This window comes from Enterococcus sp. DIV1368f, assembly GCF_051712245.1.
Classification (GTDB): domain Bacteria; phylum Bacillota; class Bacilli; order Lactobacillales; family Enterococcaceae; genus Enterococcus; species Enterococcus faecalis.
The window spans coordinates 737,470-764,468 of the sequence record NZ_JBIOON010000001.1 but is presented as its reverse complement, the minus strand read 5'-3'; the positions used below and the strand labels follow the sequence as shown (position 1 = coordinate 764,468).

Genomic DNA, 26,999 nt, shown 5'->3' with positions numbered 1-26,999 from the left:
TTAAATTTCAATCTGTCCGATCACAGTTCCCGCAGTGGTGGTTCCTAGTTGATTAATAACTACTTGTTCCACTTTGTCGCTGTTTGTAAAGGCGACAATAATCGTTGTTTCTTTGCCAGCTTGTTCAATCACATCCAAGTTCATTTTAGCTAGTTTCGTCCCAGCTTTCAATGATTGTCCTTCTTTAACAAAAGATTCAAAAGCAGGTGTTGCCATTTCAACTGTATCAATTCCCATATGGACAAGTACTTCAATACCTTCTTCTGTTTGTAGCCCAATCGCATGTTTGCTTGGGAAAACACTTAGAACTTTCCCCGAAATTGGTGCCACCACCTCTCCTTCTAGAGGCTTAACTGCAAATCCATCCCCCATCATTTTTTGTGAAAAGACAGGATCATTGACTTGCGCCATTGGAATAACTTCCCCTGTCGCCACAGCCACGAAATCTTTTTTCTTGCCTAAGAAATTCGTTGTTGGCACTCCTACTGTACTTTCTGCTATAACTGGTTCTGGAATGTCAACGCCGGAAGCTAATAAATCTTCAATATCGGATTTTAAAACATCAGCTTTTGGTCCATAAACGGCTTGAACGCCATTATCTTTCACAATCAAGCCCATTGCACCTGCCCGTTTCCACGCCTCTTCCGAACCGACTTTTTCTCGATCCTTTACACTGACACGTAAGCGTGTCATACACGCATCAACTTCTTTGATATTTTGTTTACCACCAAGTAAGTAGACAATTTGCGCGATTTGCTGATCGACGACGCCTGAACCAGCGGCGCCAGATGCGATTTCTTCGCCGTTATCATTGTCATAGTTTCCATTTCTTCCAGGTGTTGCGTAATTAAATTTTTTAATTAAGAAATTCGCTAAGAAATAAGTGACAACACCAAAAATGATGACCATTAAAACAAAATTGATTAAATCGCCACCTAAACCAGCTTTTATTGCTAGCGGTGTTCTTGTTAACAATTCAATATTTCCAAACGAATGCACACGCAATGGTAAAATATCAGCCATTGCAAAAGCAGCACCTTGGATCACCGCATAAATCACATAAAGCGGCACTGCAGCAAACATAAACATGAATTCTAGCGGCTCTGTCACACCCGTTAAGAAAACAGCTAAAGCAGCAGAAAAATACATTGATTTATATTTAGCTTTTTTATCTGCATCGACATTACGATACATCGCCAAAGCCATCCCCATTAAAATTCCTGAAGAACCAATCATTTGGCCTACTTTGAATCGAGCTGGTGTCCAATTTTCTAAGACAAACTGATACTTGCTCATATCACCGGCACCTTTAAGATTCACTAAGTCTGTTGCCCAAGCCAACCATAAAGGGTCTTGACCAAAGACTTGGGTTCCAGCTTGTGCGCCAGATAAAATTTCATACGTTCCACCTAATTGTGTATAGTTGATTGGAATCGTCAACATATGATGTAACCCAAAAGGTAATAACAAACGTTCCAACGTTCCATATAAGAATGGCGCTAAAATAGGTGCACTATCTTGAGATTGCGCAATCCATAACCCAAAATTATTAATTCCCGCTTGAATATTTGGCCAAATAAGTGCTAATGCAATTGAGACAATTGTTGACCACAAAATAACGACAAATGGGACAAACCGTTTACCATTAAAAAATGATAGCGCATCTGGTAATTTCCGATAATTGTAATACTTGTTGTAAGCCATCGCACCGACAAAACCAGCAATAATCCCTACAAAAACACCCATATTTAATGCCGGAGCTTCTAAGACACTTGTAAAGAATCCCTTCACCATAATCTTGGTGCCAAATAAGGTATGCGTGAAAGCTTGTTCATCTGCCAACATTTCATTTGTTACACCAAAAATGGCTCCAGTAATACGGTTGATTAAAACAAAAGAAATCCCCGCTGCAAATGCTCCACCTGCACGATCTTTGGCCCAACTGCCACCTATTGCTAACGCAAATAGTAAATGTAAGTTGCCAATAATTGCCCAACCGATACTCTCCAGAACTCCGCCTGTTGTTACTAACAAGCCTAAATTAGGATCGATTAAAGGAAGCGATTTCCCAATACTAATCATTAAACCCGCTGCGGGCATTACTGCCACAACGACCATTAAAGCTTTCCCGAATTTTTGCCAAAACTCAAAACTAAACATTTTTTTCATTCCTGCCACTCCTTACGCAATCGGTTTCGTTATGTTGCCATTATATACTCCTGTTTCCTTTTTGTAAATGCTTTAATTTCAAAAATATTGTGGAAAACAACTCCCTACTACTTAATCCTTTTTTATTTTGTCTTTTAATAAAGCAAATAAAGTTCCTTCTATCCTACCTTTGTTTCAGCTTTTATTCATAAGATTACACTTTTTAAGCATTGACTATTGACTAATGCAATCGGTTGCGTTTATGATAGACCTATCAATAAAATCACTGAGGGGGATTCTCATGAAACAAATCAAACGTTTATTCCAAATTGATCCTTGGAAAATCCGTACTACACACTTAGATAAAGAAAATTTACGTTTACAAGAATCATTAACAAGCATTGGCAACGGCTATATGGGGATGCGGGGAAATTTTGAAGAACACTATTCTGGCGACTATCATCAAGGAACCTATTTAGCAGGTGTTTGGTATCCAGACAAAACACGTGTTGGTTGGTGGAAAAATGGTTATCCTGAATATTTTGGCAAAGTGATTAACGCAATTAATTTCATCGCAATGGACTTACAAATTGATGGACAAACAATTGATTTAGCCACTACACCTTACGAAGATTTTTCTTTAGAATTAGACATGCAAAATGGGGTCCTTTCTCGGCAATTCACCATCCAAACACCGAAGAACAAAGTGCGCTTCTCTTTTGAACGTTTTTTAAGCTTAGAAAAAAAAGAAGCAGCTTACATCCACTTAACAATTGAAATGCTGGAAGGTACAGGCACAATCACTCTTCACTCAAAATTGGATGGCGATGTTCAAAATGAAGACAGCAATTATGAAGAACATTTTTGGGAAGAAATGGCTATTGAAACACAAGAAACACTTGGCTTTGTTACGACTAAGACCATTCCTAACAACTTTGAAATAGAGCGTTTTACAGTGACTGCAGGCATGCGCCATTTCATCGATGGAGCCGCTGTTGTGCCTACATATACACAACAGCCCTTGGCTTTAACCGCAGAATTGACGGTGTCTTTAAACGAAGGCGAAACGACCGCCATCACAAAAGAAGTGCTTGTCGTTACCAGTCGTGATGTGCCAGAAACGCAACAAATCACACGAGTAAACGAATTATTTGCAGAAATGACTACCTTGTACCCTGAAGCAAAAGCTGGGCAAGCTGCCGCTTGGGCAAAACGTTGGCAATTAGCTGATGTTGTTATTGAAGGAGATGACGAAGCCCAACAAGGCATTCGTTTTAATCTTTTCCAACTTTTCTCAACCTACTATGGTGAAGACGATCGTTTAAATATCGGACCAAAAGGCTTTACTGGCGAAAAATATGGTGGTGCCACATATTGGGATACTGAAGCATATGCTGTCCCACTTTACTTGGCGTTGGCTAAGCCCGAAGTTACTAAAAATCTACTGAAATATCGCCACAATCAATTGCCTCAAGCCATTCATAATGCCCAACAACAAGGGTTAAAGGGTGCGCTTTACCCAATGGTTACTTTTACTGGTGTCGAATGTCATAATGAGTGGGAAATCACTTTTGAAGAGATTCACAGAAATGGTGCGATTGCTTATGCGATTTATAATTATGTCAACTATACAGGAGACGAAGACTATCTCAAAGATGCTGGTCTTGAAGTACTTGTAGCAATCGCTCGTTTTTGGGCAGATCGGGTCCACTTCTCCCAACGTCATAAACAATATATGATTCATGGCGTAACGGGGCCAAATGAATATGAAAATAATATCAACAATAACTGGTATACCAATACAATTGCTGCGTGGGTTCTACGTTACACCCGTGAGTCTTATTTAAAATTCCAAGAAGAAACAACGCTCAAAATTGCAGACGACGAATTAGCTAAATGGGCAGACATTGTAGAAAATATGTACTTCCCAGTGGATAACGAATTAGGCATTTTTGTACAACATGACACTTTCTTAGATAAAGATTTAATGCCTGTTTCTGATTTACCACTTAGTGAGCTGCCTTTAAATCAACATTGGTCATGGGATAAAATTTTGCGGTCTTGTTTCATTAAACAAGCCGATGTTCTTCAAGGAATTTATTTCTTCAATGACGCCTTTTCTTTAGAAGAAAAACGCCGGAACTTTAATTTTTACGAACCAATGACTGTCCATGAATCTTCCCTTTCACCAAGCATTCATGCTGTGTTAGCTGCTGAATTAGGCATGGAAGAAAAAGCAGTGGAAATGTATCAACGAACAGCGCGCCTTGACTTAGATAATTACAATAATGATACAGAAGATGGCTTACACATTACCTCAATGACTGGTAGTTGGCTAGCGATTGTTCAAGGTTTTGCCCAAATGAAAACGGACCATCAGCAACTAAAATTTGCACCCTTTTTACCAGCGACATGGACAGCCTACTCGTTCCACATTAATTACCGGAATCGTTTACTATTTGTTGAAGTTGCAGCAGACCAAGTGGCCTTCACTTTACTCGACGGCCCTACAATTTCATTAACTGTTTACGATCAAAAATACACATTAAAAGATCGATTAGTTTTACCGATTAGAAAGGAAGAAGTTCATGTTTAAAGGCGTTTTGTTTGATTTAGATGGCGTTATTACTGATACAGCAGAATTTCATTACCACGCTTGGAAAAAATTAGGAAACGAAATTGGAATTTCCATTGACCGTGTTTTCAACGAACAATTGAAAGGTGTAAGCCGTGAAGATTCTCTGCAGTTACTGTTAAAATACGGAAAAAAAGAAGGCACGTTTTCTTCTGAAGAATTTGCCCAGTTAGCGCAACGGAAAAACGATTATTACTTGGAAATGATCCAAGCGATTACGCCTGAAGATGTCTACCCAGGAATTCTTTCTTTATTAACGGAATTACGTGCGGCCAATATTAAAATCGCCTTGGCTTCTGCAAGTAAAAATGGGCCTTTTCTTTTAGAAAAAATGCAATTGACGCCCCTTTTTGATGCCATTGCTAATCCAGCAGACGTCCAGGCAGGTAAACCCGCTCCAGATATTTTCATTTTAGCTGCGAAAGAAATTGATTTGACACCAGCAGAATGTCTTGGCATTGAAGATGCCAAAGCTGGGATTCAAGCGATTCTTGCTAGCGGAGCGCAACCTGTTGGCGTTGGCCGCAAAGAAGAGTTAGGCGAAGGGTTGCCCATCGTGCCAGAGACGAGCGCTTTAACGTTTGATTACTTAAAAAAAGTGTGGCTTGATCATGAAGGATAATCGTATCACCGTAACCGATATTACAAACACAAACTTAAAAAAAATTACTTTGAAGAACGACTTTTTAGAAGTCGTTCTTCTCAATTATGGCGCGCGCCTCCATCAACTTTTGATGCCAAACAAAAATAATCATTGGGAAAATATCCTTTTATCGTATGATTCGTATCAAGATGTATTAAAGGATCAAAGCTTTTTTGGCGCCACTGTTGGACCAGTTGCTGGACGCATTCGTAATGGCCATTGGCAAAATGGAATATTAGAACAAAACAGCGACAGTCATCATATCCATGGTGGCTCAAAGGGGTGGTCTTTTCAATATTGGACAGTCGAGCCCTTTGAAAAAAAGGATATCATTGGCGTTGCCTTTCATTTAACCGACACCCTTTCTGGCTATCCCGGACCAATTGAGGCCACCATCACTTATCAGCTAGAGGATAATCAATTACGAATGATCAGTACTGGACGAAGTAAACAGGAAACACTTTTTAATCCTACGAACCACGCCTACTTTAATTTATCTGGCGATGGAAAGTTAGACATTCTGTCACATTTGCTATCTTTGAACTGTCAAGGTATGTTAGAATTAGACGATAATAAGCTGCCTACTGGACGGATTTTACCAGCTTCTGAACTATCCATACGTTTTAATGAACTGACACCTATCGAAACAATCCTCCAACGCTATCCAACTGGGTTAGATGATGTTTTCCCCTTAGTTGGCTCTGACTTAAGACAGCCACAATTATGCTTACAAGAACCTACTTCTGGAAGAAAAATGACGATAGCAACAACGAACCAAAGTATGGTATTATTTTCTACGACTGGTTTTGAGGCTCCTTTTTCTATTAATGGACAAGCGATGCATTCAAACTATGGCTTAGCAATTGAACCACAAGAGTATCCAGACATTGTTCATCATCCTCAGTGGGGCTCTATTTTATTACCAGCTAATAAAAAGCAAACCTACCAAACGGTTTATCAATTTAACCTTCTATAATCACTAAGAAAGGCGTGGCAAAAATGGCAATTACAGTAAAAGATGTCGCTAAGAAAGCGGGGGTTGCAACCTCAACCGTTTCGCGTGTCATTAACGATCATCCAAGTATTTCTGAATCGACAAAAAAGAAAGTGCGAAAAGTCATGGATGACTTAGGCTATGTGCCAAATATGACGGCACGGAATTTGGGTAAACGAATTTCAAGTGCCATTGGCGTAATTTTACCTCCTTTAGATTCGAAAGAACGGTTAGGGAATCCATTTTATTTAGAAATTATGGAAGCCATCAACGAGGAAGCCCGTCTTTATGATATGACTACTGCTATTGCAACTGCCAAAAGTTTTGATGTACTATTGGAAAACGTTAAAAGAATGCATCTTCAAAAACAAGTGGACGGTTTTATTCTTGTGTATTCAGATAGTAAGGACCCCGTCATTGATTACTTATATGAAAACAACATTCCCTTTACTTTAATTGGTCAACCTTACCAACATGAAACGGAAATAGTTTACGTGGATAATGATAATCAATTATTAGGGAAACAAGCGACGGAATTTTTAATTGAAAACGGCCATAAAAATATTTTATTTGTGACCAATACAACGCATGAAAGTTTGTACTTTGAACGTTACTTTGGTTATCAAAAAGCAATGATGATGCAAGGATTAACTGTTTTACCAAGCGTTGCGTTAGAAAAACCTGAAGATTACATGGCTTTCGATGACATTCTTCATCAAAATAATGCCACGGCGTTGGTGGTGATTGATGATATCTTTGCTTTGCGGACGATGCAACTTGCGCAAATCTATGGTTATCAAGTTCCTGAAACATTATCCATTATCAGTTTCAACAACTCTATCTTTTCAACATTGACACATCCTTATCTAACAAGCATTGACATCGACACGTCAGAATTAGGGCGAATGGCGATGAAAAAATTATATGAATTAATCCATGAAGAATTGACGAATGGTGTCCGTCTCGTTATTCCTCACAAATTAATTAAGCGTGAAACAGTTATTCCTATTCATTAAAAAAGAAGCGTAAGCAGTTTAACACTGCTTACGCTTCTTTCTATGTGTACGCTCTTATTCGTATGTATTACTTTTATAAAATAACTTTTTGCGAAATTTTTTTCCAAAACGTTTCTTCTTTTGCATCAAATTGAGCTGGTTCCCCGTCAGACAATTTTTCATTTAATAATGATAATTTTTCTTGATGTTTTGCATACTCATCTTTTTTTATTAGCTCTAAACGATACGCACGATCCAAGATCGACTCTCGATAGTTAACATTCATTTTCGTTGCCTTCGCCATTTCTTACATTCCTTCCCAAAATAAATTTTCATTTTTTCGTTAAATTCTTCTATAATTATAACAAAAATATCAGAAAAATAAATATGAAACAAACGATAATTGCGAAAATTTTGTTTTTTCATGCGATTATCGTTCGATTATTTAAGAAATTAAAATTATTAACCAATAATTAATCAATCAGCAAACGCATTAAATGAACATCTAAAAATTCACCTTGGTCTGTTTTGGCGCCCCGAGGCATGATTGCTTCTGTTTCAAACCCTATTTTTTTATAGACGTGAATCGCTCGTTGATTGCGATCCTGTACCGTTAATTCCAAGCGACGAATAATACGACTTTCATGCGCCCAGCGAATAATTTCTTCCATTAGGATACTGCCCAGTCCATAGCCCCAGTATTCTTTTAAAATACTAATGCCAATTTCACCAATATGCTCCATCCGCTTTTTAGAAGAAGCAGACACAGAAGCGGTGCCAATGATCGCTTCTCCCGCTAATGCCACCAATAAAACATTATTTGGCGATTCATAGAGTGTTGCTAGATTTTCAGCCAATTCTGTTGTCGACATGGCCATTCCTCGCTCATCCATTACCAAATAGGGCGTTTCACTCCCAATTTTTGACATCACAGATAGTAATTGATCCGCATCAGTAGGCACTGCTTCTCGAATAGAAAATGTTTGTTCAGTCATATTCGCGAGCCTCCCACGCTTGTAAAATCTCTGCTATTCTTTCTTCTGCCAATGGACCAGTTCCACGGAATTCAAGAACTCTCTTGTCAGCTTTTTGAGAATCTTTATTTAAAATAATTTCTAAATAATCTTCAGGCAATTCTTCTTCAATCAAGCTGCCCCATTCTACAACGGATAGCCCATCTCCTTCAAAATACTCATCTAACCCTAATTCATCCGCACCCTCTTCAACACGGTAAACATCCATATGGTATAACGGAAGTCGTCCTTGTGGATATTCGCGGATAATCGTATAGGTGGGACTTTTAATCATTTGGGAAATGCCTAATCCTAAAGCAATCCCTTTCGTCATTGTCGTCTTACCGGCCCCTAAATCACCAGTCAGGACAATTACATCACCAGCTTGTGCCTTTTGTCCAATGATTTTAGCAATTGCTTCTGTTTCCAATGGATTGTTCAGGACAATGTTCATTTTTTTTGCCTCCCATCTGCAAGAATCTATGTATGAAAGTATACCGAAAATTCAATAAGTTGACTAGTGGCAGCTTCAAAAAAATAAAGTTGAGGCCCAAGTGTCCTGGGAACCTCAACTTCTACTTTGCTTATTTATCATGCTTCGACATAGTTAATTAGTCGTTCATTAATGTTTGAGCAGCTGTAATGATTGATAATTTATAAACATCTTCTTCGTTTGCACCACGTGATAAATCAGAAACTGGTTTGTTCAATCCTTGTAAGATTGGGCCAATTGCTTCAAAGTTACCTAAACGTTGAGCAATTTTGTAGCCAATATTTCCTGATTGTAAATCTGGGAATACAAAGACTGTTGCTTCTCCAGCAACTTTTGAGTTGGGCGCTTTTAATTGTGCGACAGAAGATACATAAGAAGCATCAAATTGTAATTCACCATCAATCGCATATTCAGGTGCTAATTCTTGCGCAATTTTTGTAGCTTCAGCAACTTTTGTTACTTCTGGTGCTTTTGCAGAACCTTTTGTTGAAAAACTTAACAATGAAACTTTTGGTTCAATGTCAAATAATTCAGCTGTTTTGGCACTATCAACAGCAATTTCAGCTAATTCTTGTGCAGTTGGGTTCACGTTAATCGCGCAGTCTGAGAATAAATATCTTTCTTGGTCACGACCACGAATCATTAAGAAGGCACCACTTGTACGGCTCACGCCTGGTTTTGTTTTAATGATTTGTAACGCAGGACGAACTGTATCACCTGTTGAGTGGATAGCACCACTAACCATACCATCAGCAATACCCATGTAAGTTAACATAGTACCGAAATAGTTGACATCTTTTAAGATTTTTTCAGCATCTTCTTTAGTAGCTTTTCCATTACGGCGTTCAACAAATGCTTCGACCATTTCATCCCATTTTTCATAATCATTTGGGTTGATAATAATAAAGTTTGATGTGTTGATTCCACGAGCCATAGCAGCATTTGCGATATCTGTTGGATCACCAATTAAGATTGGTTCTACTAATTCATCAGATTTTAAGCGGGCAGCAGCACCTAAGATTCTAGGATCTGTTGCTTCAGGGAAAACAATTTTGATATTACGGCGTACGACTTTAAATTTTAAGCTATCGAATAATTCCACGATAAACCCTCCAGTTTTATATTTACAAAATCCATCATACACTATTCTCAAAGAAAATAACAGTTTTTTCTAGCTGTATTAGTCAAAAAAACCAATAATCCGATAAACTTTTCACAAACTAACTCTTCTACACTATAACAGTTTGCACTGTTACATTACACTGTTTCAGGAAGTTGCCAATCAATCGGCGTTTCCCCTAAACGTTCTAGAGCGGCATTCGCTTGAGAAAACGGACGTGAGCCAAAAAAACCACGATGCGCTGACAATGGACTTGGATGTGGCGATTTGATAATCACATGCCGAGTCGTATCAATCATTTTAATTTTTTCTTGAGCTGGACGTCCCCATAAAATGAAAACAACGGGTTTTTCACGCTCATTCAACTTTTCGATAATGACATCTGTCAGTTGCTCCCACCCTTTACCTCGATGAGAATAGGCTTGACCTGCCCGAACGGTCAACACAGTATTTAATAATAACACGCCTTGTTTGGCCCAGCTTTCTAAAAAGCCATGGTTGACGGGTTGGTACCCTAAATCAGCTTGTAATTCTTTGTAAATATTCGCAAGAGATGGCGGCACTTTCACACCTGGCTGGACAGAGAAACTTAGTCCGTGTGCTTGATTGGGTCCATGATATGGGTCTTGTCCCAAAATTACTACTTTTACTTCTTCAAAAGGGGTTAGTTCTAACGCTGAAAATAAATGATACATATCTGGATAAATCGTTTGTGTCTGATATTCTTTTTTCAAAAATTCCCGCAATTCTTGATAATACGTTTTTTCAAATTCAGCAGATAAAACGGTTTGCCAACTATTGTGAATAATTTCTTTCATAATGCTCACTCCTTCGCTCTCTAAGCATAACGAATTTCTCCAAACCTGACAAGAAATTTCTGGGTACTTTCTCTTGGAAAAACGTGGTAAACTATAGGTAAGCTTTAAATAGATAATGAGGTGTAGAGAATCGATGATTAAATTAATTGCTTCAGATATGGATGGAACACTTTTAGATGCAAAAATGAGCATCACAAATGATAACGCTTCAGCAATTCGCGAAGCGGAACGTTTAGGAATCGAACTTATGGTTGCTACTGGCCGCGCATATACCGAAGCGAAACCCGCGTTAGAAGAAGCTGGAATTGACTGCGCCATGATTACTTTAAACGGCGCCCAAGTGTTTGACAAAGATGGACACTCACTTTTCACGGCTGGGATCGAAAAAGAAACAGTAACAGAAGTACTAACTATTTTGAGTCAACACAATGTTTACTATGAAATCTCTACAAATAAAGGTATTTTTTCTGAACATCAAGAAAAAAGAATTGAAAACTTTGCCGCTCATATTGCAGAATCCATGCCCCATTTAACTTATAAAGTAGCGATTGCCATGGCTTCAGCACACCTATCTTTATTGCATATTACCTATGTTGATCGTTTAGACGACATTTTAAAAGATGATTCGATTGAAGTCCTTAAAATTATTGGCTTCAGTATGGATGGGCCGAAAGTATTAGGTCCTGCTGGGATGGAAGTAGAAGAACTAGATGATTTGGTTGTTACCTCTTCTGCGCTTAATAATATTGAAATTAACCACCGCCTAGCACAAAAAGGGATTGCGGTTGCGCGCGTCGCTAAAGAACGTGGGATTCCCGCTGAACAAGTCATGACTATTGGTGATAATTTAAATGACGTCAGCATGATTCAATGGGCCGGAGTAAGTTTTGCAATGGGCAATGCCGAACTGGAATTAAAAGAATATGCTAAATATGAAACAGCCACTAATTTAGAAAATGGTGTTGGCGAAGCCATCCTGCGTGCAATAAGAGAAGATTTGTAATAAGCACTACCAGTTACAGCACTCATTTATATATAGAAAGGAGATCGTGTCGTGTCTGAATTTTTTATTCAAGAACAACAGTTAGGAAAAGTTACGCGAACCATCGTGAAAGACCAAGCAGGCCGTTCACTTTTTCTATTGGTGGGGCGCTGGGGCACACGAGGAGATGCGCTTTCTTTATATGCAATGAACGGAGAAATTTTAGCCAGTATTAAACAAGTTTCTTGGACTTTTGGTACACGATTTGAGTTATATCAGCGTTTTGAAAAAGTGGGTACTCTACGAAAACTGTTCAATTTGAATGCTGATTTCTATTATGTTCAAGGCCTTCATTGGGCAGTTGTTGGTGATATCAAAGCGCACCAATATTCAATTTATCAAGTCCATAAAAAAATCATGTCAATGGATAAAACCATGCTTTGTACAGGCGACTATTTTGTTTTAACTGTTGCCAATGATGAGGACGCACCGTTGTGCATCTGCATAGCAGCTGTCCTTGACTACTGGTTATATAATAAGAAAAAACAAAAAACTTCCGATGATTTTGGATTAGATTTTGATCCTTTAACGGATTAATGAAAAATAACGAAGCTAAAGTGATTGACTTTAGCTTCGTTATTTTTACACTTCTTTTTGCATATGATTGTATAAGTGACCACTAATAGTCATTGTTGTGACATCTTTAAAGCCTTTGCTTGCGTATAACTTTCTCGCCCCGGGATTGTCAAAATCAACATTTAGACCCAAGGCTTGTTTCCCGCTAGCTTTGGCTACTTCAGGTAAAGCATCTAATAACTTAGAACCAATGCCCATTCCACGGAAACGTTCATCCACTGAAATCGTGTCTAAATACCATTCATTAGGCAAGGTTTCTTCTTCAATAAATAGCCGAACATCTTCTGCTAAGCCATGTTTTTTAAAGACTTCTCTTAAAGGTTCATCAATAATCTTTTCATCTTCTGCAGGATAGCCGACAGCAATCCCTGCAACTTCACCTGCATGTTCATAAACTAAAATTCGTTGATAGCCATAGCGATAGGTTGGATACGCCGTTGCCTCTGCTAACAGGTCAATCATTTGTTCTTCTGAGACTTCTTCTAAAATTGGTAACTCCATATCTTTTAAAATAACTAGGACCAGCCGAGCAATCGCTTGACCGTCTTCTTTTGTTGCCGAGCGAATCATTGTAATTCTCCTTTACATTTAACTAAAAAAGAACTGGCTACTATCATTACTGACTTAGCCAATTCCTTTTATCTTGTCTTTAGTATAACAAATTTATTATTGAATTTCTACTGTAACCTGACGTCGTCCCCAAACATGACATTGGTCTATTGAATCAAAATGAACATCAATAATATTTCCTTGAATAGCGCCACCCGTGTCCCCAGCAATAGCAAAGCCATAACCAGAGACTTTCACTAATGAACGCAAAGGAATTACACTTGGATCAACCGCAACTACATTGCTTTGTTTACTTAAGTCAATGCCAATAGCACTTAGATTACTTGCACCAGCTTCGCGCCAAGAATAAGCAGTTGATTCCATCTGAAGCACTCGACCAGAGCCAGTTCCTGGTGTTGATGATTCGCCTGTCGATGATTCTGTCGTTGATGACGATTCGGATGAACTAGCAGAACTTGAAGATTCAGTGCTGCTGCTTTCCGTACTTGTAGAAGAGCTTGATGCTTGACTGCTTGACTCTTCAGCAGCTTCGGCTTCTAGTTTAGCCGCCGCATCTGCTTGCGCTTGTTTGTCGGCAGCTGCTTGTTTCTTCGCTGCTTCTGCTTTAGCGGTTTCTGCCGCACGTTTTTTCTGTGCCTCAGCTGCTGCTTTTTCGCTGACTAAGCGTTGTTGCTCTTTCTGTTTGTCTGTCGAAATTTGAGCCAATAATTCTTCATTATTCGCCATTTTTTCTTTTAACTCAGAGACTTTATTATTCATTGAAGAAGCTTCAACTTGTAATTTCTCTTCATTTTGTTTTAAAGTTGTTTGCGTATTTTCAACTTTTTCTTGTAATGCAGCTAACTTTTCTTTTTCGCTAGTTAAGCTTTCAATCTTTTCCCGTTCAAAGTTTTGTAAAACGGTCATGGCGTAGGCCCGATTAAAGAAATCTGATAAATTTTCTGCATCTAATAAGGCTTGCCAAGTACGTTGGTCGCCATTTAATTGAATATCCTTCATACGATCGCCAACAGCTTCTTTACGACGAGAAATATTTTTTTCTGTTTTTTCTATTTCCTCTTTCGAAGTTTTCAACGTATCTTCCGCTTTCGAAATTTGCGTTTTTAAACGTTCGATTTCCGCATATTTAGCATTTACATCGTCTAAGGCTGAATTGATTTCTTTACTAATTAACTCCCCAGATTGTTTCGCTTGCGCTTCTTTTTCTTGCAACGAATCAAGTGATTCTGCTGCCGCAGCGACTAGAAGTCCAAAATTGATAAGCATCATTGTTGTTAAAAATGGTATCAACTTTTTAACCTTCACTAAATCCAACACCTTTCCTAACTTATCTAAAACACCTACTCATTATACTAGTCAGGAGGGCTTGTTTTATTTCAATAATGTTACAATTTGTTACAATTTAAATGCAACTCTTTTTTTATCCTGCGTTTATTCATTAGTCCATTTCTATCTCAATTCTTTAAGAATTTCTTAAGACGCCTTAAAAACTAGCTTTTGACGATTTTTCTTTTTTTCATCCCATTAGACCATTGATTGAAATATTTTGTAATATTTTTTGTTAATTATTGGCCCTTTTTCTTCAAATCTTCTAAGAGATGCCGAACTTCTTTGGAATTTTTAATGTTTTTTAAAGTTAGTTTTGGGTAATTGTTAATAAAACGACGTTGTTGGAAATTTAACCGATTTTGGAAATGCTCTTTTTTGGTTCGTTCTTTTAACTTCTGCCAATCAGCTGTAGCGATTTCCATTTTTGTGTTCAACCGTTGCTTAAATTCTTGTTGGTTCGTTTCCAACGTTTGGCCCATCTCGGTAATAAGTTTTTTGAAACCTTGCATGTTCAGCAACGTATAAATTAAGTCAAGCCCCATTACAATCACTATGCAAAGTGCTAAGTAGTTGCCAAAGGTTGCTTGTAAAAAACTGACAACTTTGGCGATTTCTGGTTGAATAACTTTGACAATCAAGACACAACCCAATCCCCAAAAAAGAGAAACCGGTAAAGCCACACGACCGTTTAAATTAAAAGGTACATCATGATAATCCCACCAAGAGGCATGAAACAATTTTTCCAAGCCATAACTAGTGACATATTCTAAAATCGTCACTAAAACAGCCGATCCGACATACAATACCAAGAGATTGTTCTCAAAGGGTTCCACAAAATAGAGAACGCTTAAGACCCCAAATCCATAAATAGGACAATAAGGCCCTACCAAAAATCCTCGATAAACAAATTTTTTGGCTTTTAATGAACAATACACCGTTTCCCATAACCAGCCGATAAAGGAATAAATAAAAAATAACAAAATAACCTGACTCATTTTTTCCACGTTTCTGTCACACTCCACTTCCTTGCTCTTTTCTTCTATTTTACCAGAAGTTGAGAAAATGTAGCGAACAACTTTCTTTCATTGAAAGATTAGGCTACAATGAGAGCAGCAAAGGGAGGAATCTTATGTTTGGTTTATTGAAATACGCAAAAAATTATCGAAAACAAATTATCCTCGGTCCAGTCTTCAAATTTTTAGAAGCTTGTTTCGAGTTAGTCTTGCCCTTATTCATGGCTCACTTAGTCGATGTCGGTATTCGTCAAAACGACCGACAGACTGTCATAGAAATGGCCCTCTGGATGCTTGTTATGTCGTTAGTTGGTTTATTTTTTGTCATGATTTGTCAATATTATGCTTCAGTCGCTTCGCAAGGTTTTGGGACGGAGCTAAGAAATCAATTAATGAAGAAAATTAATCAGCTTTCACACAAAGAATTGAATAGTTTTGGTACAGATACCCTCATCACCCGGATCACAAACGATATCAACCAGCTTCAATTGGCTTTAGCGATGTTTATTCGGTTGGTCATTCGGACACCTTTTTTAAGTATCGGTTCTGTGGTCATGGCTTTTTACATTGACGTGCAGATGGGCTTTCTTTTCCTATTACTTTTACCAATTTTTAGCCTTATTCTCTTTATTATCATTAAGGTGACTGTGCCTTTATATCAAAAAGTCCAAGAATATTTGGATCGGTTAAACCGTCAAATCAGCCAAAACTTAAGCGGTGTCCGTGTGATCCGTGCGTTTGCTAGAAAGGAAACAGAGCAACGACATGTTGATAAAGCTTCTGATGATTTAGGCGATATTTACATTCGCGTATCGAATGTCTCTGCTTTATTAACACCTTTAACCACTTTGATTATGAATGTTGGAATTTTATTTTTACTTTATTTTAGTGGCTTAAAAGTTTCTTTTGGTTCCTTGCAACAAGGGGAAGTTTTAGCATTGATCAATTATATGAATCAAATGATGCTCGCTTTAATTGTTGCTTCTAATCTCGTGGTAATTTTTACGCGAGCCGCCGCTTCCGCAAACCGTGTCAATGAGGTTTTAACTGTAGAAAGCCAGTTAACAGATACACCAGAATCAGCAAAAACATCTCCACAATTTGGTGATATTACCTTTGACCATGTAGATTTTCGCTATGAACCAGAGGCCGGTTTGGCTTTGGAAAATATCAATTTTACGATTCCTAAAGGCTCAATTCTCGGCATCACAGGACCTACCGGCAGCGGGAAAAGTACCTTAACCCAGCTCATTCCCAGATTTTATGATGTGAGTGCAGGAAACCTTTTTATTAATGGTGTAAATGTGCGCGATTGGCCGCTCTTTACTTTACGCCAACAAGTGGCAAGTGTCCCACAAACTGCCGTCTTATTTACAGGGACTATTCGAGAAAACTTACAATGGGGCAAACCAAATGCAACTGATGAAGACTGTTGGGAAGCATTAGCTATCGCCCAATGTAAAGAATTTGTTGAACAATTAGACCAAGGGTTAGACACGCCTGTTAACGAAGGCGGAAAAAACTTTTCTGGTGGACAAAGACAACGGTTGACCATTGCCCGTGCCTTGATTAGGAAACCGCATTTACTTATTTTAGATGATTCCTTGAGTGCCCTCGACTATCAAACAGATTTGAATCTGCGCCGTGCTTTACAAAAAGAACGAGCAGAGACAACCGTTATTTTAATTTCACAACGCGTGAGTTCGATTGCTACGGCGAATCAAATTTTAGTCCTAGATAGTGGAAAAGTCGCTGGCCTTGGCACCCACGAAGAATTACTTACTTCTTCTAAAGAGTATCAAGAAATCGTTGCGTCACAGGAGGATACCCATGCAAACTAAAAAAATTCATTTTGGTGCCTTCTCACGTTTTAAGCCGTATTTACTACGCTATCCAAAAGAAATTATCGGCGCCTTAATCCTAGGAATTCTCAGTGGTTTTTCGACTGTCCTCATGACTTATTATATAGGTAAATCCGTTGATACAATGGTTGGTAAAGGACAAGTCAATGCTGCGCAACTCATCAAAATTTTAGGTTTATTAGCAGGGATTTTACTCGTAACCGTTCTAAGTCAATGGCTGATTCAACGTCTCGGTAATCGCGTGTCTTATTTATCGACCACACAGCTGAGAAAAGACGCCTTTGCCCATTTAAATCAATTACCGTTAAGTTATTATGACCAAACGTCACACGGAAATATCGTCAGTCGCTTTACCAACGATATTGACAATATTTCAATGGCTTGCTCGGCTGTCTTCAACCAATTATTTTCTGGCATAGCCACCGTCGTTGTTGCTTTGCTCTTTATGATTCGGCTAAGTCCCCTGCTCACATTAGTGGTTCTTATCAGTACACCGATTATTTTTATTGTAAACTGGCTTGTTGCAAAAGCTTCACAAAAAAACTTTGCTGCACAACAAACGATTGTTGGTGAAATTTCCGGCTTCGTTTCAGAAATGGTTGGCAACCAAAAAATTGTTAAAGCCTTTCAACAAGAACAAGCTACGCAAGAAACATTTGAAGCATTGAATCAAACGTTGTATGAAAAAGGACAGAAGGCTCAGTTTTCTTCCTCCTTAACCAACCCACTTTCTCGATTTATCGACCATTTATCTTATTTATCGATTGGATTAGTCGGTGGCTTGTTAGTTTTAAGTGGCAATCCTTTAGTCACAGTTGGTGTTATTTCCAGTTTCACCATTTACTCTAGTCAATTTTCTAAACCTTTTATTGAACTCTCAGGAATCACCAACCAAATCCAAGCAGCCTTAGCTGGATTGGAACGTACCTTTGATATGATGGATCAACCAGTTGAACGTCCTGATGCCCCGAACGCAATTGTTTTGAAAGAAGCGCGAGGCCGTGTTGAATTTAAAGACGTTGATTTTTCTTACACGCCGACGCGACCTTTAATCGAAAACTTTAATTTAATTGCTGAACCAGGAGAAACAATTGCCATTGTTGGGCGAACTGGTGCGGGTAAATCAACATTAGTGAATTTGTTAATGCGCTTTTACGAGGTCGACCATGGTCAAATTACGGTTGATACTCACGATATTACTCAAATTACTCGGGACAGCTTACGAAAAAGTTTTGGTATGGTTCTCCAAGATACTTGGCTATTCGATAGTTCCATTCGGGAAAATTTAACGTACGGGAATCCTGAAGCCTCTGACGAAGAAATTATAGAAGCCATGAAAAAAGCCCATATTTTTGATTTCGTCATGCGTTTACCTCAAGGACTAGATACCGAGATTGGTTCCCAAGGCGTTAAAATTTCTGAAGGACAACGACAATTAATGACTATTGCACGCACGATGATTAGTAATCCGCCGATGCTTATTTTAGATGAAGCGACCAGTTCAGTTGATACATTGACCGAGCAAAAAATTCAGGATGCTTTTTTACAAATGATGACTGGCCGGACCAGTTTTGTTATTGCCCATCGCTTAGCAACAATCAAAAGTGCTGAAAAAATTCTAGTTATGGACAATGGTCAAGTAGTTGAAATTGGCACCCATGACGAATTATTGCAAAAAGAACAGGGTTATTATCGTGACCTTTACGAAGCACAGTTTAATCAAAAAGCACAATAAAAAAGAGTCACTTTTCTGGGATGATGAAAAGTGACTCTTTTAATTTTAAATTTATTGATCTAATTCAGATAATGGTTTCCCAAATAAACGTTTAAAGGGAATTTTATTGCCTAAATAATAAGTGGCAATTACTTGTATAGGAAAGAAAATAACTGTTTTAATTAAGCGTGGCACCCACCAAGCAAAATTTGCTAGATTGACGCCATACATTAAACTTAACCACAAAGGCGTTAAAATGATATTAATTAAAACGGTGACCAACAATGTCGCCAAAATCACTCGTTGCCATGTCATTTCTTTCTTATAATAGAAATAACCATAAATAGCACCAGCCAAAAAGGCATTTAAAGTAAACCCAGGAAAATAGCCTGCCTTTGGAAAAAGCAGCATTCCTACCACATCAGCCACCGCCGTGCCGATTCCAGCCCAAAAAGGTCCGAAAATCATCCCAATCAATGATTCTGGGATAAACGTGAAACTGATTTTTAAAAACGTTGTTTCATACGCAAAAAAGCGTGAAAAAACAACGACCACCGCAATGAGTACGCCCATTAACGCAATGGATTTTGTGCCAAATTTTTTCTTTGTCATTTTTAGCATCTCCTCTAAGAGCTGCTACATGACGAACCATGCAGCGAATGCGAAAACAAAACCGCGAACATTAAAAAGCTGAACGTGTTGTTCTGATGATAAGCAAAGTAAGAACCTTTACTTTCTAGCAACACACTGTTTATGTTCTTCGTCCAAAAGGCAACATCCCATCCTTTTAGCACTTAACGCTTTGTCTCCTACTCTGTTATTTTATTTGGACAAAAGTCCTCATAAAATATACCACAAAATAGTCAAAATAACCATTAAGGTTCTCTAAAAAGCTAACGGTCGACGATCGCCTTCATGGATAACTTCACGGAAGTCCGCAAACCCCGCCTCGACACCTCTCAAAAGAATTTCAGCACTGCCGATATTGGTTGCTAAAGGAATTTCATAGACATCACTTAGACGAATCAAAGCTGTCACATCTGGTTCATGCGGTTGCGCGGAAAGAGGATCTCTTAAAAAAATAACTAAATCAATGTTGTCTTCTGATATCATTGCGCCAATCTGTTGATCCCCACCTAATGGCCCCGATTTAAAGCAATGCACGGGTAAGCCAGTTGCTTCCATCACTTTCATGCCTGTCGTTCCTGTTGCATACAATTCATGTTTTTCTAAAATATGTTTATAAGCGGTTGCTAGTTTGATCATTAATGTTTTTTTACGATCATGAGCGATTAAAGCGATTTTCATGTTATCCAACTCCTGTCTTTGTTATATTATAACAAAAGTTTATCGATAAATCCGCTGAGAGTGTTTGTCCTTTGTCACCTTGACGAAAAAGTCTTCTTTTTCTTGTGCAACTCTCCCTTGCTGAAAGATAGCGTTTTCATTTAAACTATGAGTAACAAATCAAAAAGAAAAGAGTGACGTATCAAATGGTGGAAATGGCGCTTAGAAATGTGTATAAAAAATATGACAATGCAGAACATTATTCTGTTACAGATTTTAACTTAGAAATTACAGACCGTGAATTTATCGTCTTTGTCGGACCTTCTGGTTGCGGTAAATCAACAACATTGCGAATGATTGCTGGCTTAGAAGATATTACTGAAGGTGAATTATCAATTGGGGACAAAGTCATGAATGACGTTGCACCGAAAGATCGTGATATTGCCATGGTTTTCCAAAACTATGCGCTTTACCCGCATATGACTGTTTTTGATAACATGGCTTTTGGTTTAAAACTAAGAAAATATGATAAAGCTGAAATTAAAAAACGGGTGGAAAATGCTGCGGATATTCTGGGCTTAACAGAGTACTTACAGCGTAAACCTGCGGCGCTTTCTGGTGGACAACGCCAACGTGTTGCACTTGGCCGGGCAATTGTCCGTGATGCCAAAGTCTTTTTAATGGATGAACCTTTATCAAACTTGGATGCAAAATTACGTGTAGCCATGCGTGCTGAAATCGCTAAACTACACCAACGTTTAGAAACTACGACAATTTATGTGACACATGACCAAACCGAAGCGATGACCATGGCTGATCGAATCGTAATTATGAAAGATGGCTTTATTCAACAAATTGGTTCACCAAAAGAAGTTTACAATACACCAAAAAATATGTTCGTAGCTGGGTTCATCGGCTCACCTGCCATGAATTTCTTCAAAGTTACCTTAAACAATGGGGTTATTTCTAACCAACATGGCTTAAAGCTAGCAATTCCTGAAGGAAGAAACAAAGAGCTTGTTGAACATGGTTATGAAGGCAAAGAATTAATTTTCGGTATTCGTCCAGAAGATATTCATAGCGAACAAGTGGCTTTAACAGCAATGAAAGATGCGGTGATTAAATCTGAAGTCGTTGTTTCTGAATTATTAGGAGCTGAATCCATGCTTTATACAAAAATTGGTGATACAGAGTTTATCTCAAAAGTAGATGCTCGTGACTTCCACCATCCTGGTGAAATGATTGACTTAGCTTTTGATATTAACAAAGGACATTTCTTCGACCCTCAAACAGAAGAAGTCATTAAATAAAAAAATCTCGAGGCATCCGTCACAATGACGGATGCCTCGATTGTTTCTCTTTATGCTAATTTAACCTTCTTCTTTATCACTTTGGGTTGTTTCGCTTCTGTAAAAGTTGGAATATCTACATGTTTACTTAAGGTACTTGCTAAAAAGTAGGCAATACTGAAATCCACCAAACTATGAATTAATCCACCAACGCCCATCAAAAGAAAAATAGAATACATGAAGCCGGCTGTATAATAAGTTCCTGGCAAGTTGCCCATTGTGTAAAATACAGAAACAACCACTAGCTCGGCAGCGGAATGAATCACTCCAATCCCCACGTTAAACAACTGTAATTTCCCATTTAATAAAGTGAATTTCCCCTCTTTATTGATTAAAATTTCTGGATGCTTTTGTAAAATCACTGCGCCAATGACTGCAAAAATCAAATGAGATAAGGCCCGCAAAGCAATAATCGGTGTTGCGGATAAGAAAAAACCAAAACCTGTTCCTAGACTAACCGCAATTGCCACCACTGGAGAAATAAACATGGCAATAAAAACTGGGACGTGACTTGCTAACGTAAAACTGGCTGGACCAATGGTAATTCTTGGCATAACCATTGGAATGATAATCCCCATTGCAATTAAAAGTGCTGAAATTGTTAAACGTTTTACTGAGTTTGTTTTCATTAAAACTGCCTCCTAAAGGTGTCATGACACCTTTTTGTTTTTCTCAAGTGTAGCTGAACATCCGCAATGTGTCAAGACACATAAAAGAACTTTCTGTTATTTCTCATAAATAACAGAAAGTTCTTTTTTATACTGGTTTATTTTTTTCTAAAGCATTACTTAAACGAGCGAATTCTTCTAAAGACAATGTTTCACCACGTCTAGAAGGATCAATTTCTGCTTCAGCTAGGCTCTCTTTTAGCCAAGCCACTGTTTGTTCATCTTTCCCATAAAAATGCGTTAAGTTATTCCACAATGTTTTACGTCTTAATTGGAAACTGGCTTTGGTTAATTTGAAAAATTCTTTTTCATTGGTCACTGTCACCGCTGGTGTGGCACGACGTGTCAATTTAATAATCGCCGAGTCAACATTGGGCTGCGGCACAAAAACTGTTTTTGGCACAATAAAGGCGACACTGGCTTCCATAAAATATTGGACAGCAATTGATAATGAGCCATAAGCTTTCGTTCCTGGTTTAGCAGCAATTCGATCAGCGACCTCTTTTTGCATCATCACAACCATTTCGGCTACATCTAAAGAAGATTCTAAAAAATGCATCATAATTGGCGTAGTAATATAGTAAGGTAGGTTAGCCACCACTTTAATCGGATACTTCTCTTGAAAAACTTGGTTGGTTGTCTCAACCAAATCAGCTTTTAAAACATCTTGATGAACCACTGTTACATTATCATAGCGACTTAAGGTATCTGCTAAGACAGGAATCAAGCGATCATCAATCTCAAAAGCCACAACTTGTGCCGCGTTCATCGCTAATTGCTCTGTTAATGCACCAATTCCAGGCCCGACTTCGACAACATTTGTCTGCTGATTAATTCCCGCTGTTTCTACAATTTTTCTTAAAATATTAGGCTCTGTCAAAAAATTTTGACCTAAACTCTTTTTAAATGAAAATCCATGCTTTTTTAGTATTTCTTTGGTTCTGGATGGTGTGGCAATTTCTTTATAGTCCGTCACGCTTGTTCCTCCATGTAGTTATTCTTCGTTTTCAAGTTCTTTTAAAATACGTGTCATGCTTTCTTTCAATTCTGCTTCTATAATCCGAAACATGCTTAACCGTTTGACTAACTGTTTGCTATTTGTATAGCCAATTCTTAGGTCATCTCCTAATAATTCACGGTATTTTTTTGCATTTGCTCCCGCTATTAAACCATATTCAACTAGTGTTTGTCTAGGAATTTCTTGATAGTCTTCATCAGCTTGAACAGGTGTTACAACTTTTTTTAAGGCTTCAATAATTGCTTCATCACTAGCATGTTCAACCCCTAGGCTACCGCCATTTTTTTTAGGAACTGCAACTTTTCTTGATAAAAAAGCATGCTTTGCATCAGGGACAACTTCCATTATTGTTTTACGAATTTTTTCGCCCGAATAGTCTGGATCTGTAAAAATAATCACGCCTCTCGTTTCTTGTGCGTGTTCAATTTGTGTCAAAATTTCATCATTGATAGCAGAACCAATCGTTTCAATCGTATCCGCTGCAACTACCTCTTGAATGCGGCGTGTGTCGTCTTTTCCTTCAACGACAATGATTTCTGCAACTTTCATTTTTTCCTTCATTTATCTATCCGAAACAAGCGATGAGCGTTGACTCTCGTTTGTTCTGCCACTTCTTCAAAGGTTAGTTGTCGTAATTCAGCAATTTTTTCCACTACGTATCGTGTATAGCCGGGTTCATTCCGTTTACCACGATAAGGAACAGGGGCTAAATAGGGTGCATCTGTTTCCACCAACATTCTTTCTAGTGGTACCGCCATCGCCGCTTCTTGAACATCCAACGCCTTTTTAAACGTTACGACGCCGCTAAAAGAAATATGCAGACCTAAATCTAAAAATTTCTTCATCCACTCAGCATCGCCACTGAAACTATGCATGATTCCACCAATATCTGAAACTTTTTCATCTTTTAAAATTCGATAGGTATCTTCTAATGCCTCTCTCGTATGCACACTAAACGGTAAATTCATTTCCCGAGCAATCGCAATTTGACGGCGAAAGACTTTTTCTTGCACCTCTTTAGGATCCTCCATCCAGTAATAATCAAGACCGATTTCACCTAATGCGACAATTTTTGGTAATGTTAATTGTTCTTGTAATCGTCGTTCAACCTCTGGCGTATAGCTACCCGCTTCTGTTGGATGCCAACCAATGATACTATAAATATTGGCATATTCCTGACTAAGTAAAAGAGATTTTTCAATCGTTGGTTCATCAAAACCGACCACGGCCATCTCTGTAACACCCAATTCTTGGGCATGTGCAATCGTTTCTGGAATATCATCATTAAATTGTTCTGCATTCAAATGTGTATGTGTATCAAAAATCATTATGATTGCCTCCTTTATCTCCTCTCTACTTTATCATATTTCTTGAAAAATCTGAATGACTAGGCGACAAGATTCGCCATTTCCTCATAAACAGCGCTTGCATTTATGCTAAAAGTAACGTATACTATTCAGTCATGTTATTAAAAGGAGGAATCTCCATGACCGATGAAAAAATTTATGAACAACAGCATTTAACGACGGTTTATCATGAGCTGCAAGCGGCTAAAAAAGTTTACGAAGAGCAATTGGCGAACACAATGAAAGATGGCAAACATATGCTAGAAGAATTTGGTCGCGATTCTAAGCTGAATTTTGATAGTTATGCCGATAATTTAGAAACGTTTGCCATGTTGGAAATGAAGAACCGTGAAATTGATCAGTGGAACTTAAAAAATGAAGCAACGGCTAAAAATTTAGACAAAGTGAAACGCCTATTACAAGTTCCTTATTTTGGCAAAATTGGCGTGACTTTTGAAGACAGCCCTGAAGAGCCAGAAAACTTTTATATTGGCGTAAACGATTTTACTTCTTTAGAAGAAGAAACGCGCATTCACGATTGGCGCTCACCGATTGCTTCGTTATTTTATGACAATGTTTTAGGGAAAACAGCCTACACGGCACATCAACAAACCATTCCTGTACAACTTGATTTGAAAAGACAGTTAATTATTGAAAAAGATCAATTAATCAACTATTTTGACACAACCATTGCGATTCAAGATGATGTGTTATTGCATTCTTTAGAAGAAGATGCTTCTCCTTATATGAAGGACATTACGACAACCATTCAACAAGAACAAAATCAAATAATTCGTGACGAAACGCAGCCACTCCTACTAGTCAACGGGATTGCTGGTAGTGGGAAAACGTCTGCGATTATGCAACGGATTGCTTATTTACTTTATCAACATCGAGCAGAAATTACGGCGGATAATATTTTATTACTTTCACCAAATTCAACATTTATTGATTATATTTCTCAAGTTTTACCGAATTTAGGCGAACGAAATCCCTTGAATTTGACTCTTTTACAATTTTTGCGCTTCACTACCAAAGAATCATGGCCAATGGAAGAAGAAACGGACTATTTCGAACGCATTACTCGCTCTGAGTCAACGGAGCAAGAGCACGTTATTCGTTCAAAAGAATTTGCAACGTTTCTTTTAAGCAATCCTGAAAAAGCGGTTGTGCAGCCACATTTTTTCCGTCCTTTAACTTTTAAAAAGCAGACCTTATTTACTTCAGAAACAATTTTTAAACTTTATCAAGAAACACCAGCTGACTTGAGTATTCGCCAACGAATTTCAGCTACAAAAGAAAAATTAACCAGTCTTTGGACACGGTACTTATTAAAACAAGCCCATTCTAAAAAAATGTTGGATCAATTCCAAGATTTAACAGAAGCTGAACAAGTTCGTTATTTTGGCACAGTGATTACCGAAGATAATGAAAAACATCTGGCTGATTTTGCTTTAAAACGTTTGAAGAAAAAATATCGCTCTATCACTGCCGCTATTAAAAATGATGCTTGGCTAGATCAATGGGCCTTTTTTGAAACGTTTTATTCTTTATTCACTGAAAAATCGTATCAAAAAGAGACAGCTGTTTTCACAGCCGATGAAATTGTGGCCCTTATTTTGGTGAAACATGCATTTATTGAAAACCTCGCCAACCAGCAAATGGCTTTTATCCTAGTCGATGAAGTCCAAGATTATACAGAAGCCCAATTATTATTACTGCTGACACTTTTCCCTAAAGCTAGTTTTACTTTAGCTGGTGATGAAAATCAAGCCATTTTTAATACAGCCATTGAATTTTCTGAAGCCCATGATCTATTGGTTAACGAAACCAGCCGTTCTGTTGGAACCTATCAATTATTAAACAGTTACCGTTCAAGTAAAGAAATTACACGACTCTTCCAAACATTAGGCACTCAACCAGAGCAATTAACCATTGTGCCCATCCGGCATGATGGAGAAAAGCCGACATTTATTCCTTGTGACTCTGCGTCTGACTATCTTAAAGCAATCGTCACTTCCATTGCAACTTTTGATCCGAAAGAAAGCACCGCCATTATTACTAAAACATTTGCAGAAAAAGAACAATTAACAAAAGAACTCAGTGCTTCTCTTTCATTGGAAGAGCATCCGTCACTGCAAGTTTTATCAATTGATATGGCAAAAGGTCTAGAATTTGATAATGTAATTCTTCATAACCCAAATGTTAATCGTTATTCCGACAATAAACGAGATAAAAAAATCCTGTATACTGCTATTTCTCGTGGAATGAAACGGGTCGTTTTACCTTATACCGGCACACTTTCTGAATGGTTTACACCTTACTTGGCAGCCCAGTAACTGAGACTTAAGGCGGATTTTATTTTT

25 protein-coding genes and 1 riboswitch are annotated in these 26,999 nt (G+C 38.1%); of the genes, 10 read left to right on the top strand and 15 right to left on the bottom strand.

The window, feature by feature from the left end; all coding sequences use genetic code 11:
* Positions 1–2,169, bottom strand: a complete 2,169-nt coding sequence (locus tag IGL07_RS03750) for a PTS transporter subunit IIBC (protein WP_010817120.1) — start codon at positions 2,167–2,169, stop codon at positions 1–3.
* Positions 2,170–2,449: 280 nt separating this feature from the next.
* Between IGL07_RS03750 and IGL07_RS03745 the strand changes: the two genes are divergently transcribed.
* Genes IGL07_RS03745 through bopD form a run of 4 tightly spaced genes read left to right on the top strand, consistent with a single transcriptional unit; the run spans position 2,450 to position 7,436 of the window.
* On the top strand, positions 2,450–4,744 hold the full coding sequence (locus IGL07_RS03745; RefSeq protein WP_010817119.1) for a glycoside hydrolase family 65 protein: 2,295 nt from the start codon (positions 2,450–2,452) through the stop codon (positions 4,742–4,744).
* Positions 4,737–5,405, top strand: a complete 669-nt coding sequence (pgmB, locus tag IGL07_RS03740) for a beta-phosphoglucomutase (RefSeq protein ID WP_002388917.1) — start codon at positions 4,737–4,739, stop codon at positions 5,403–5,405. The genes IGL07_RS03745 and pgmB overlap by 8 nt, the downstream gene beginning before the upstream one ends.
* Positions 5,395–6,402, top strand: coding sequence for an aldose epimerase family protein (locus IGL07_RS03735; protein WP_010817118.1), 1,008 nt, complete (start codon positions 5,395–5,397; stop codon positions 6,400–6,402). Before pgmB ends, IGL07_RS03735 begins: the two co-directional genes overlap by 11 nt.
* A 23-nt stretch (positions 6,403–6,425) precedes the next feature.
* A complete protein-coding gene (bopD, locus tag IGL07_RS03730) occupies positions 6,426–7,436 on the top strand; it encodes a LacI family transcriptional regulator BopD (RefSeq protein WP_002358859.1) in 1,011 nt (336 codons plus the stop codon).
* Between the two features lie 73 nt (positions 7,437–7,509).
* On the opposite strand, the gene IGL07_RS03725 is transcribed toward bopD, so the two are convergent.
* The 5 genes from IGL07_RS03725 to IGL07_RS03705 all read right to left on the bottom strand — a co-directional run bounded on the left by IGL07_RS03725 (position 7,510) and on the right by IGL07_RS03705 (position 10,859).
* The gene (locus IGL07_RS03725) at positions 7,510–7,719 is read right to left on the bottom strand and encodes a hypothetical protein (protein ID WP_002355840.1); all 210 of its coding nucleotides are present in this window, start codon (positions 7,717–7,719) and stop codon (positions 7,510–7,512) included.
* Positions 7,720–7,888: 169 nt separating this feature from the next.
* On the bottom strand, positions 7,889–8,410 hold the full coding sequence (locus IGL07_RS03720; RefSeq protein ID WP_010817117.1) for a GNAT family N-acetyltransferase: 522 nt from the start codon (positions 8,408–8,410) through the stop codon (positions 7,889–7,891).
* Entirely contained in the window at positions 8,403–8,882 is a 480-nt protein-coding gene (tsaE, locus tag IGL07_RS03715; protein WP_010817116.1) for a tRNA (adenosine(37)-N6)-threonylcarbamoyltransferase complex ATPase subunit type 1 TsaE, read from the bottom strand. Before tsaE ends, IGL07_RS03720 begins: the two co-directional genes overlap by 8 nt.
* Before the next feature lie 157 nt (positions 8,883–9,039).
* Positions 9,040–10,023, bottom strand: coding sequence for a phosphate acetyltransferase (gene pta / locus IGL07_RS03710; RefSeq protein ID WP_002355836.1), 984 nt, complete (start codon positions 10,021–10,023; stop codon positions 9,040–9,042).
* A gap of 155 nt (positions 10,024–10,178) precedes the next feature.
* Positions 10,179–10,859 (bottom strand): uracil-DNA glycosylase, encoded by a 681-nt coding sequence (locus tag IGL07_RS03705; protein ID WP_010712100.1) that lies wholly within the window; start codon positions 10,857–10,859, stop codon positions 10,179–10,181.
* A gap of 133 nt (positions 10,860–10,992) precedes the next feature.
* Here IGL07_RS03705 and IGL07_RS03700 point away from each other — a divergent pair, with 133 nt between their 5' ends.
* Both IGL07_RS03700 and IGL07_RS03695 read left to right on the top strand, forming a co-directional pair.
* On the top strand, positions 10,993–11,862 hold the full coding sequence (locus IGL07_RS03700) for a Cof-type HAD-IIB family hydrolase (RefSeq protein WP_438747250.1): 870 nt from the start codon (positions 10,993–10,995) through the stop codon (positions 11,860–11,862).
* A 51-nt stretch (positions 11,863–11,913) separates the two neighbouring features.
* The gene (locus tag IGL07_RS03695; RefSeq protein WP_002355833.1) at positions 11,914–12,438 is read left to right on the top strand and encodes an LURP-one-related/scramblase family protein; all 525 of its coding nucleotides are present in this window, start codon (positions 11,914–11,916) and stop codon (positions 12,436–12,438) included.
* Between the two features lie 45 nt (positions 12,439–12,483).
* On the opposite strand, the gene IGL07_RS03690 is transcribed toward IGL07_RS03695, so the two are convergent.
* From IGL07_RS03690 to IGL07_RS03680, 3 genes are all read right to left on the bottom strand, one after another.
* Positions 12,484–13,047 (bottom strand): GNAT family N-acetyltransferase, encoded by a 564-nt coding sequence (locus IGL07_RS03690; RefSeq protein WP_002355832.1) that lies wholly within the window; start codon positions 13,045–13,047, stop codon positions 12,484–12,486.
* A 96-nt stretch (positions 13,048–13,143) separates the two neighbouring features.
* Positions 13,144–14,364, bottom strand: a complete 1,221-nt coding sequence (locus IGL07_RS03685; protein ID WP_438747249.1) for a 3D domain-containing protein — start codon at positions 14,362–14,364, stop codon at positions 13,144–13,146.
* 248 nt (positions 14,365–14,612) lie between these two features.
* A complete protein-coding gene (locus IGL07_RS03680) occupies positions 14,613–15,380 on the bottom strand; it encodes a putative ABC transporter permease (protein WP_002387023.1) in 768 nt (255 codons plus the stop codon).
* Positions 15,381–15,505: 125 nt separating this feature from the next.
* On the opposite strand from IGL07_RS03680, the gene IGL07_RS03675 reads away from it, so the two are divergent.
* Both IGL07_RS03675 and IGL07_RS03670 read left to right on the top strand, forming a co-directional pair.
* Entirely contained in the window at positions 15,506–17,230 is a 1,725-nt protein-coding gene (locus tag IGL07_RS03675; protein WP_010817113.1) for an ABC transporter ATP-binding protein, read from the top strand.
* A complete protein-coding gene (locus IGL07_RS03670; RefSeq protein WP_002358850.1) occupies positions 17,220–18,986 on the top strand; it encodes an ABC transporter ATP-binding protein in 1,767 nt (588 codons plus the stop codon). The genes IGL07_RS03675 and IGL07_RS03670 overlap by 11 nt, the downstream gene beginning before the upstream one ends.
* Before the next feature lie 51 nt (positions 18,987–19,037).
* On the opposite strand, the gene IGL07_RS03665 is transcribed toward IGL07_RS03670, so the two are convergent.
* Positions 19,038–19,586 carry a folate family ECF transporter S component gene (locus tag IGL07_RS03665; protein ID WP_002385065.1) on the bottom strand — a complete coding sequence of 183 codons (549 nt, stop codon included), beginning with the start codon at positions 19,584–19,586 and terminating at the stop codon, positions 19,038–19,040.
* A gap of 30 nt (positions 19,587–19,616) precedes the next feature.
* Positions 19,617–19,784: riboswitch (THF riboswitch) on the bottom strand.
* Positions 19,785–19,850: 66 nt separating this feature from the next.
* Positions 19,851–20,273 carry a methylglyoxal synthase gene (gene mgsA, locus IGL07_RS03660; protein WP_002355823.1) on the bottom strand — a complete coding sequence of 141 codons (423 nt, stop codon included), beginning with the start codon at positions 20,271–20,273 and terminating at the stop codon, positions 19,851–19,853.
* Between the two features lie 185 nt (positions 20,274–20,458).
* On the opposite strand from mgsA, the gene IGL07_RS03655 reads away from it, so the two are divergent.
* Entirely contained in the window at positions 20,459–21,562 is a 1,104-nt protein-coding gene (locus tag IGL07_RS03655) for an ABC transporter ATP-binding protein (protein WP_002355822.1), read from the top strand.
* Between the two features lie 50 nt (positions 21,563–21,612).
* Here the strand turns inward: IGL07_RS03655 and IGL07_RS03650 are convergent, their stop codons facing one another.
* The 4 genes from IGL07_RS03650 to IGL07_RS03635 all read right to left on the bottom strand — a co-directional run bounded on the left by IGL07_RS03650 (position 21,613) and on the right by IGL07_RS03635 (position 24,615).
* Positions 21,613–22,230: a hypothetical protein gene (locus IGL07_RS03650; protein WP_002355821.1), complete on the bottom strand. Its 618-nt coding sequence runs from the start codon at positions 22,228–22,230 to the stop codon at positions 21,613–21,615.
* 127 nt (positions 22,231–22,357) lie between these two features.
* Positions 22,358–23,245: a 16S rRNA (adenine(1518)-N(6)/adenine(1519)-N(6))-dimethyltransferase RsmA gene (rsmA, locus tag IGL07_RS03645; RefSeq protein WP_002358849.1), complete on the bottom strand. Its 888-nt coding sequence runs from the start codon at positions 23,243–23,245 to the stop codon at positions 22,358–22,360.
* Positions 23,246–23,263: 18 nt separating this feature from the next.
* Positions 23,264–23,848 (bottom strand): ribonuclease M5, encoded by a 585-nt coding sequence (gene rnmV, locus IGL07_RS03640; protein WP_010817112.1) that lies wholly within the window; start codon positions 23,846–23,848, stop codon positions 23,264–23,266.
* On the bottom strand, positions 23,845–24,615 hold the full coding sequence (locus IGL07_RS03635; protein WP_010712094.1) for a TatD family hydrolase: 771 nt from the start codon (positions 24,613–24,615) through the stop codon (positions 23,845–23,847). The genes rnmV and IGL07_RS03635 overlap by 4 nt, the downstream gene beginning before the upstream one ends.
* A 134-nt stretch (positions 24,616–24,749) precedes the next feature.
* Here IGL07_RS03635 and IGL07_RS03630 point away from each other — a divergent pair, with 134 nt between their 5' ends.
* A complete protein-coding gene (locus IGL07_RS03630) occupies positions 24,750–26,972 on the top strand; it encodes a HelD family protein (RefSeq protein ID WP_025189496.1) in 2,223 nt (740 codons plus the stop codon).
* Positions 26,973–26,999: the final 27 nt, after the last annotated feature.

What these genes read in the sequence shown, in the direction of transcription:
- IGL07_RS03690 (WP_002355832.1), bottom strand. Translation starts at nt 13,047, where the DNA reads ATGATTCGCTCGGCAACAAAAGAAGACGGTCAAGCGATTGCTCGGCTG.
- IGL07_RS03655 (WP_002355822.1), top strand. Translation starts at nt 20,459, where the DNA reads ATGGTGGAAATGGCGCTTAGAAATGTGTATAAAAAATATGACAATGCA.
- IGL07_RS03675 (WP_010817113.1), top strand. Translation starts at nt 15,506, where the DNA reads ATGTTTGGTTTATTGAAATACGCAAAAAATTATCGAAAACAAATTATC.
- IGL07_RS03735 (WP_010817118.1), top strand. Translation starts at nt 5,395, where the DNA reads ATGAAGGATAATCGTATCACCGTAACCGATATTACAAACACAAACTTA.
- IGL07_RS03670 (WP_002358850.1), top strand. Translation starts at nt 17,220, where the DNA reads ATGCAAACTAAAAAAATTCATTTTGGTGCCTTCTCACGTTTTAAGCCG.
- tsaE (WP_010817116.1), bottom strand. Translation starts at nt 8,882, where the DNA reads ATGAACATTGTCCTGAACAATCCATTGGAAACAGAAGCAATTGCTAAA.
- IGL07_RS03705 (WP_010712100.1), bottom strand. Translation starts at nt 10,859, where the DNA reads ATGAAAGAAATTATTCACAATAGTTGGCAAACCGTTTTATCTGCTGAA.
- bopD (WP_002358859.1), top strand. Translation starts at nt 6,426, where the DNA reads ATGGCAATTACAGTAAAAGATGTCGCTAAGAAAGCGGGGGTTGCAACC.
- IGL07_RS03630 (WP_025189496.1), top strand. Translation starts at nt 24,750, where the DNA reads ATGTTATTAAAAGGAGGAATCTCCATGACCGATGAAAAAATTTATGAA.
- IGL07_RS03725 (WP_002355840.1), bottom strand. Translation starts at nt 7,719, where the DNA reads ATGGCGAAGGCAACGAAAATGAATGTTAACTATCGAGAGTCGATCTTG.
- IGL07_RS03665 (WP_002385065.1), bottom strand. Translation starts at nt 19,586, where the DNA reads ATGCTAAAAATGACAAAGAAAAAATTTGGCACAAAATCCATTGCGTTA.
- IGL07_RS03745 (WP_010817119.1), top strand. Translation starts at nt 2,450, where the DNA reads ATGAAACAAATCAAACGTTTATTCCAAATTGATCCTTGGAAAATCCGT.
- mgsA (WP_002355823.1), bottom strand. Translation starts at nt 20,273, where the DNA reads ATGAAAATCGCTTTAATCGCTCATGATCGTAAAAAAACATTAATGATC.
- IGL07_RS03635 (WP_010712094.1), bottom strand. Translation starts at nt 24,615, where the DNA reads ATGATTTTTGATACACATACACATTTGAATGCAGAACAATTTAATGAT.
- IGL07_RS03700 (WP_438747250.1), top strand. Translation starts at nt 10,993, where the DNA reads ATGATTAAATTAATTGCTTCAGATATGGATGGAACACTTTTAGATGCA.
- IGL07_RS03750 (WP_010817120.1), bottom strand. Translation starts at nt 2,169, where the DNA reads ATGAAAAAAATGTTTAGTTTTGAGTTTTGGCAAAAATTCGGGAAAGCT.
- IGL07_RS03720 (WP_010817117.1), bottom strand. Translation starts at nt 8,410, where the DNA reads ATGACTGAACAAACATTTTCTATTCGAGAAGCAGTGCCTACTGATGCG.
- rnmV (WP_010817112.1), bottom strand. Translation starts at nt 23,848, where the DNA reads ATGAAGGAAAAAATGAAAGTTGCAGAAATCATTGTCGTTGAAGGAAAA.
- IGL07_RS03650 (WP_002355821.1), bottom strand. Translation starts at nt 22,230, where the DNA reads ATGAAAACAAACTCAGTAAAACGTTTAACAATTTCAGCACTTTTAATT.
- pgmB (WP_002388917.1), top strand. Translation starts at nt 4,737, where the DNA reads ATGTTTAAAGGCGTTTTGTTTGATTTAGATGGCGTTATTACTGATACA.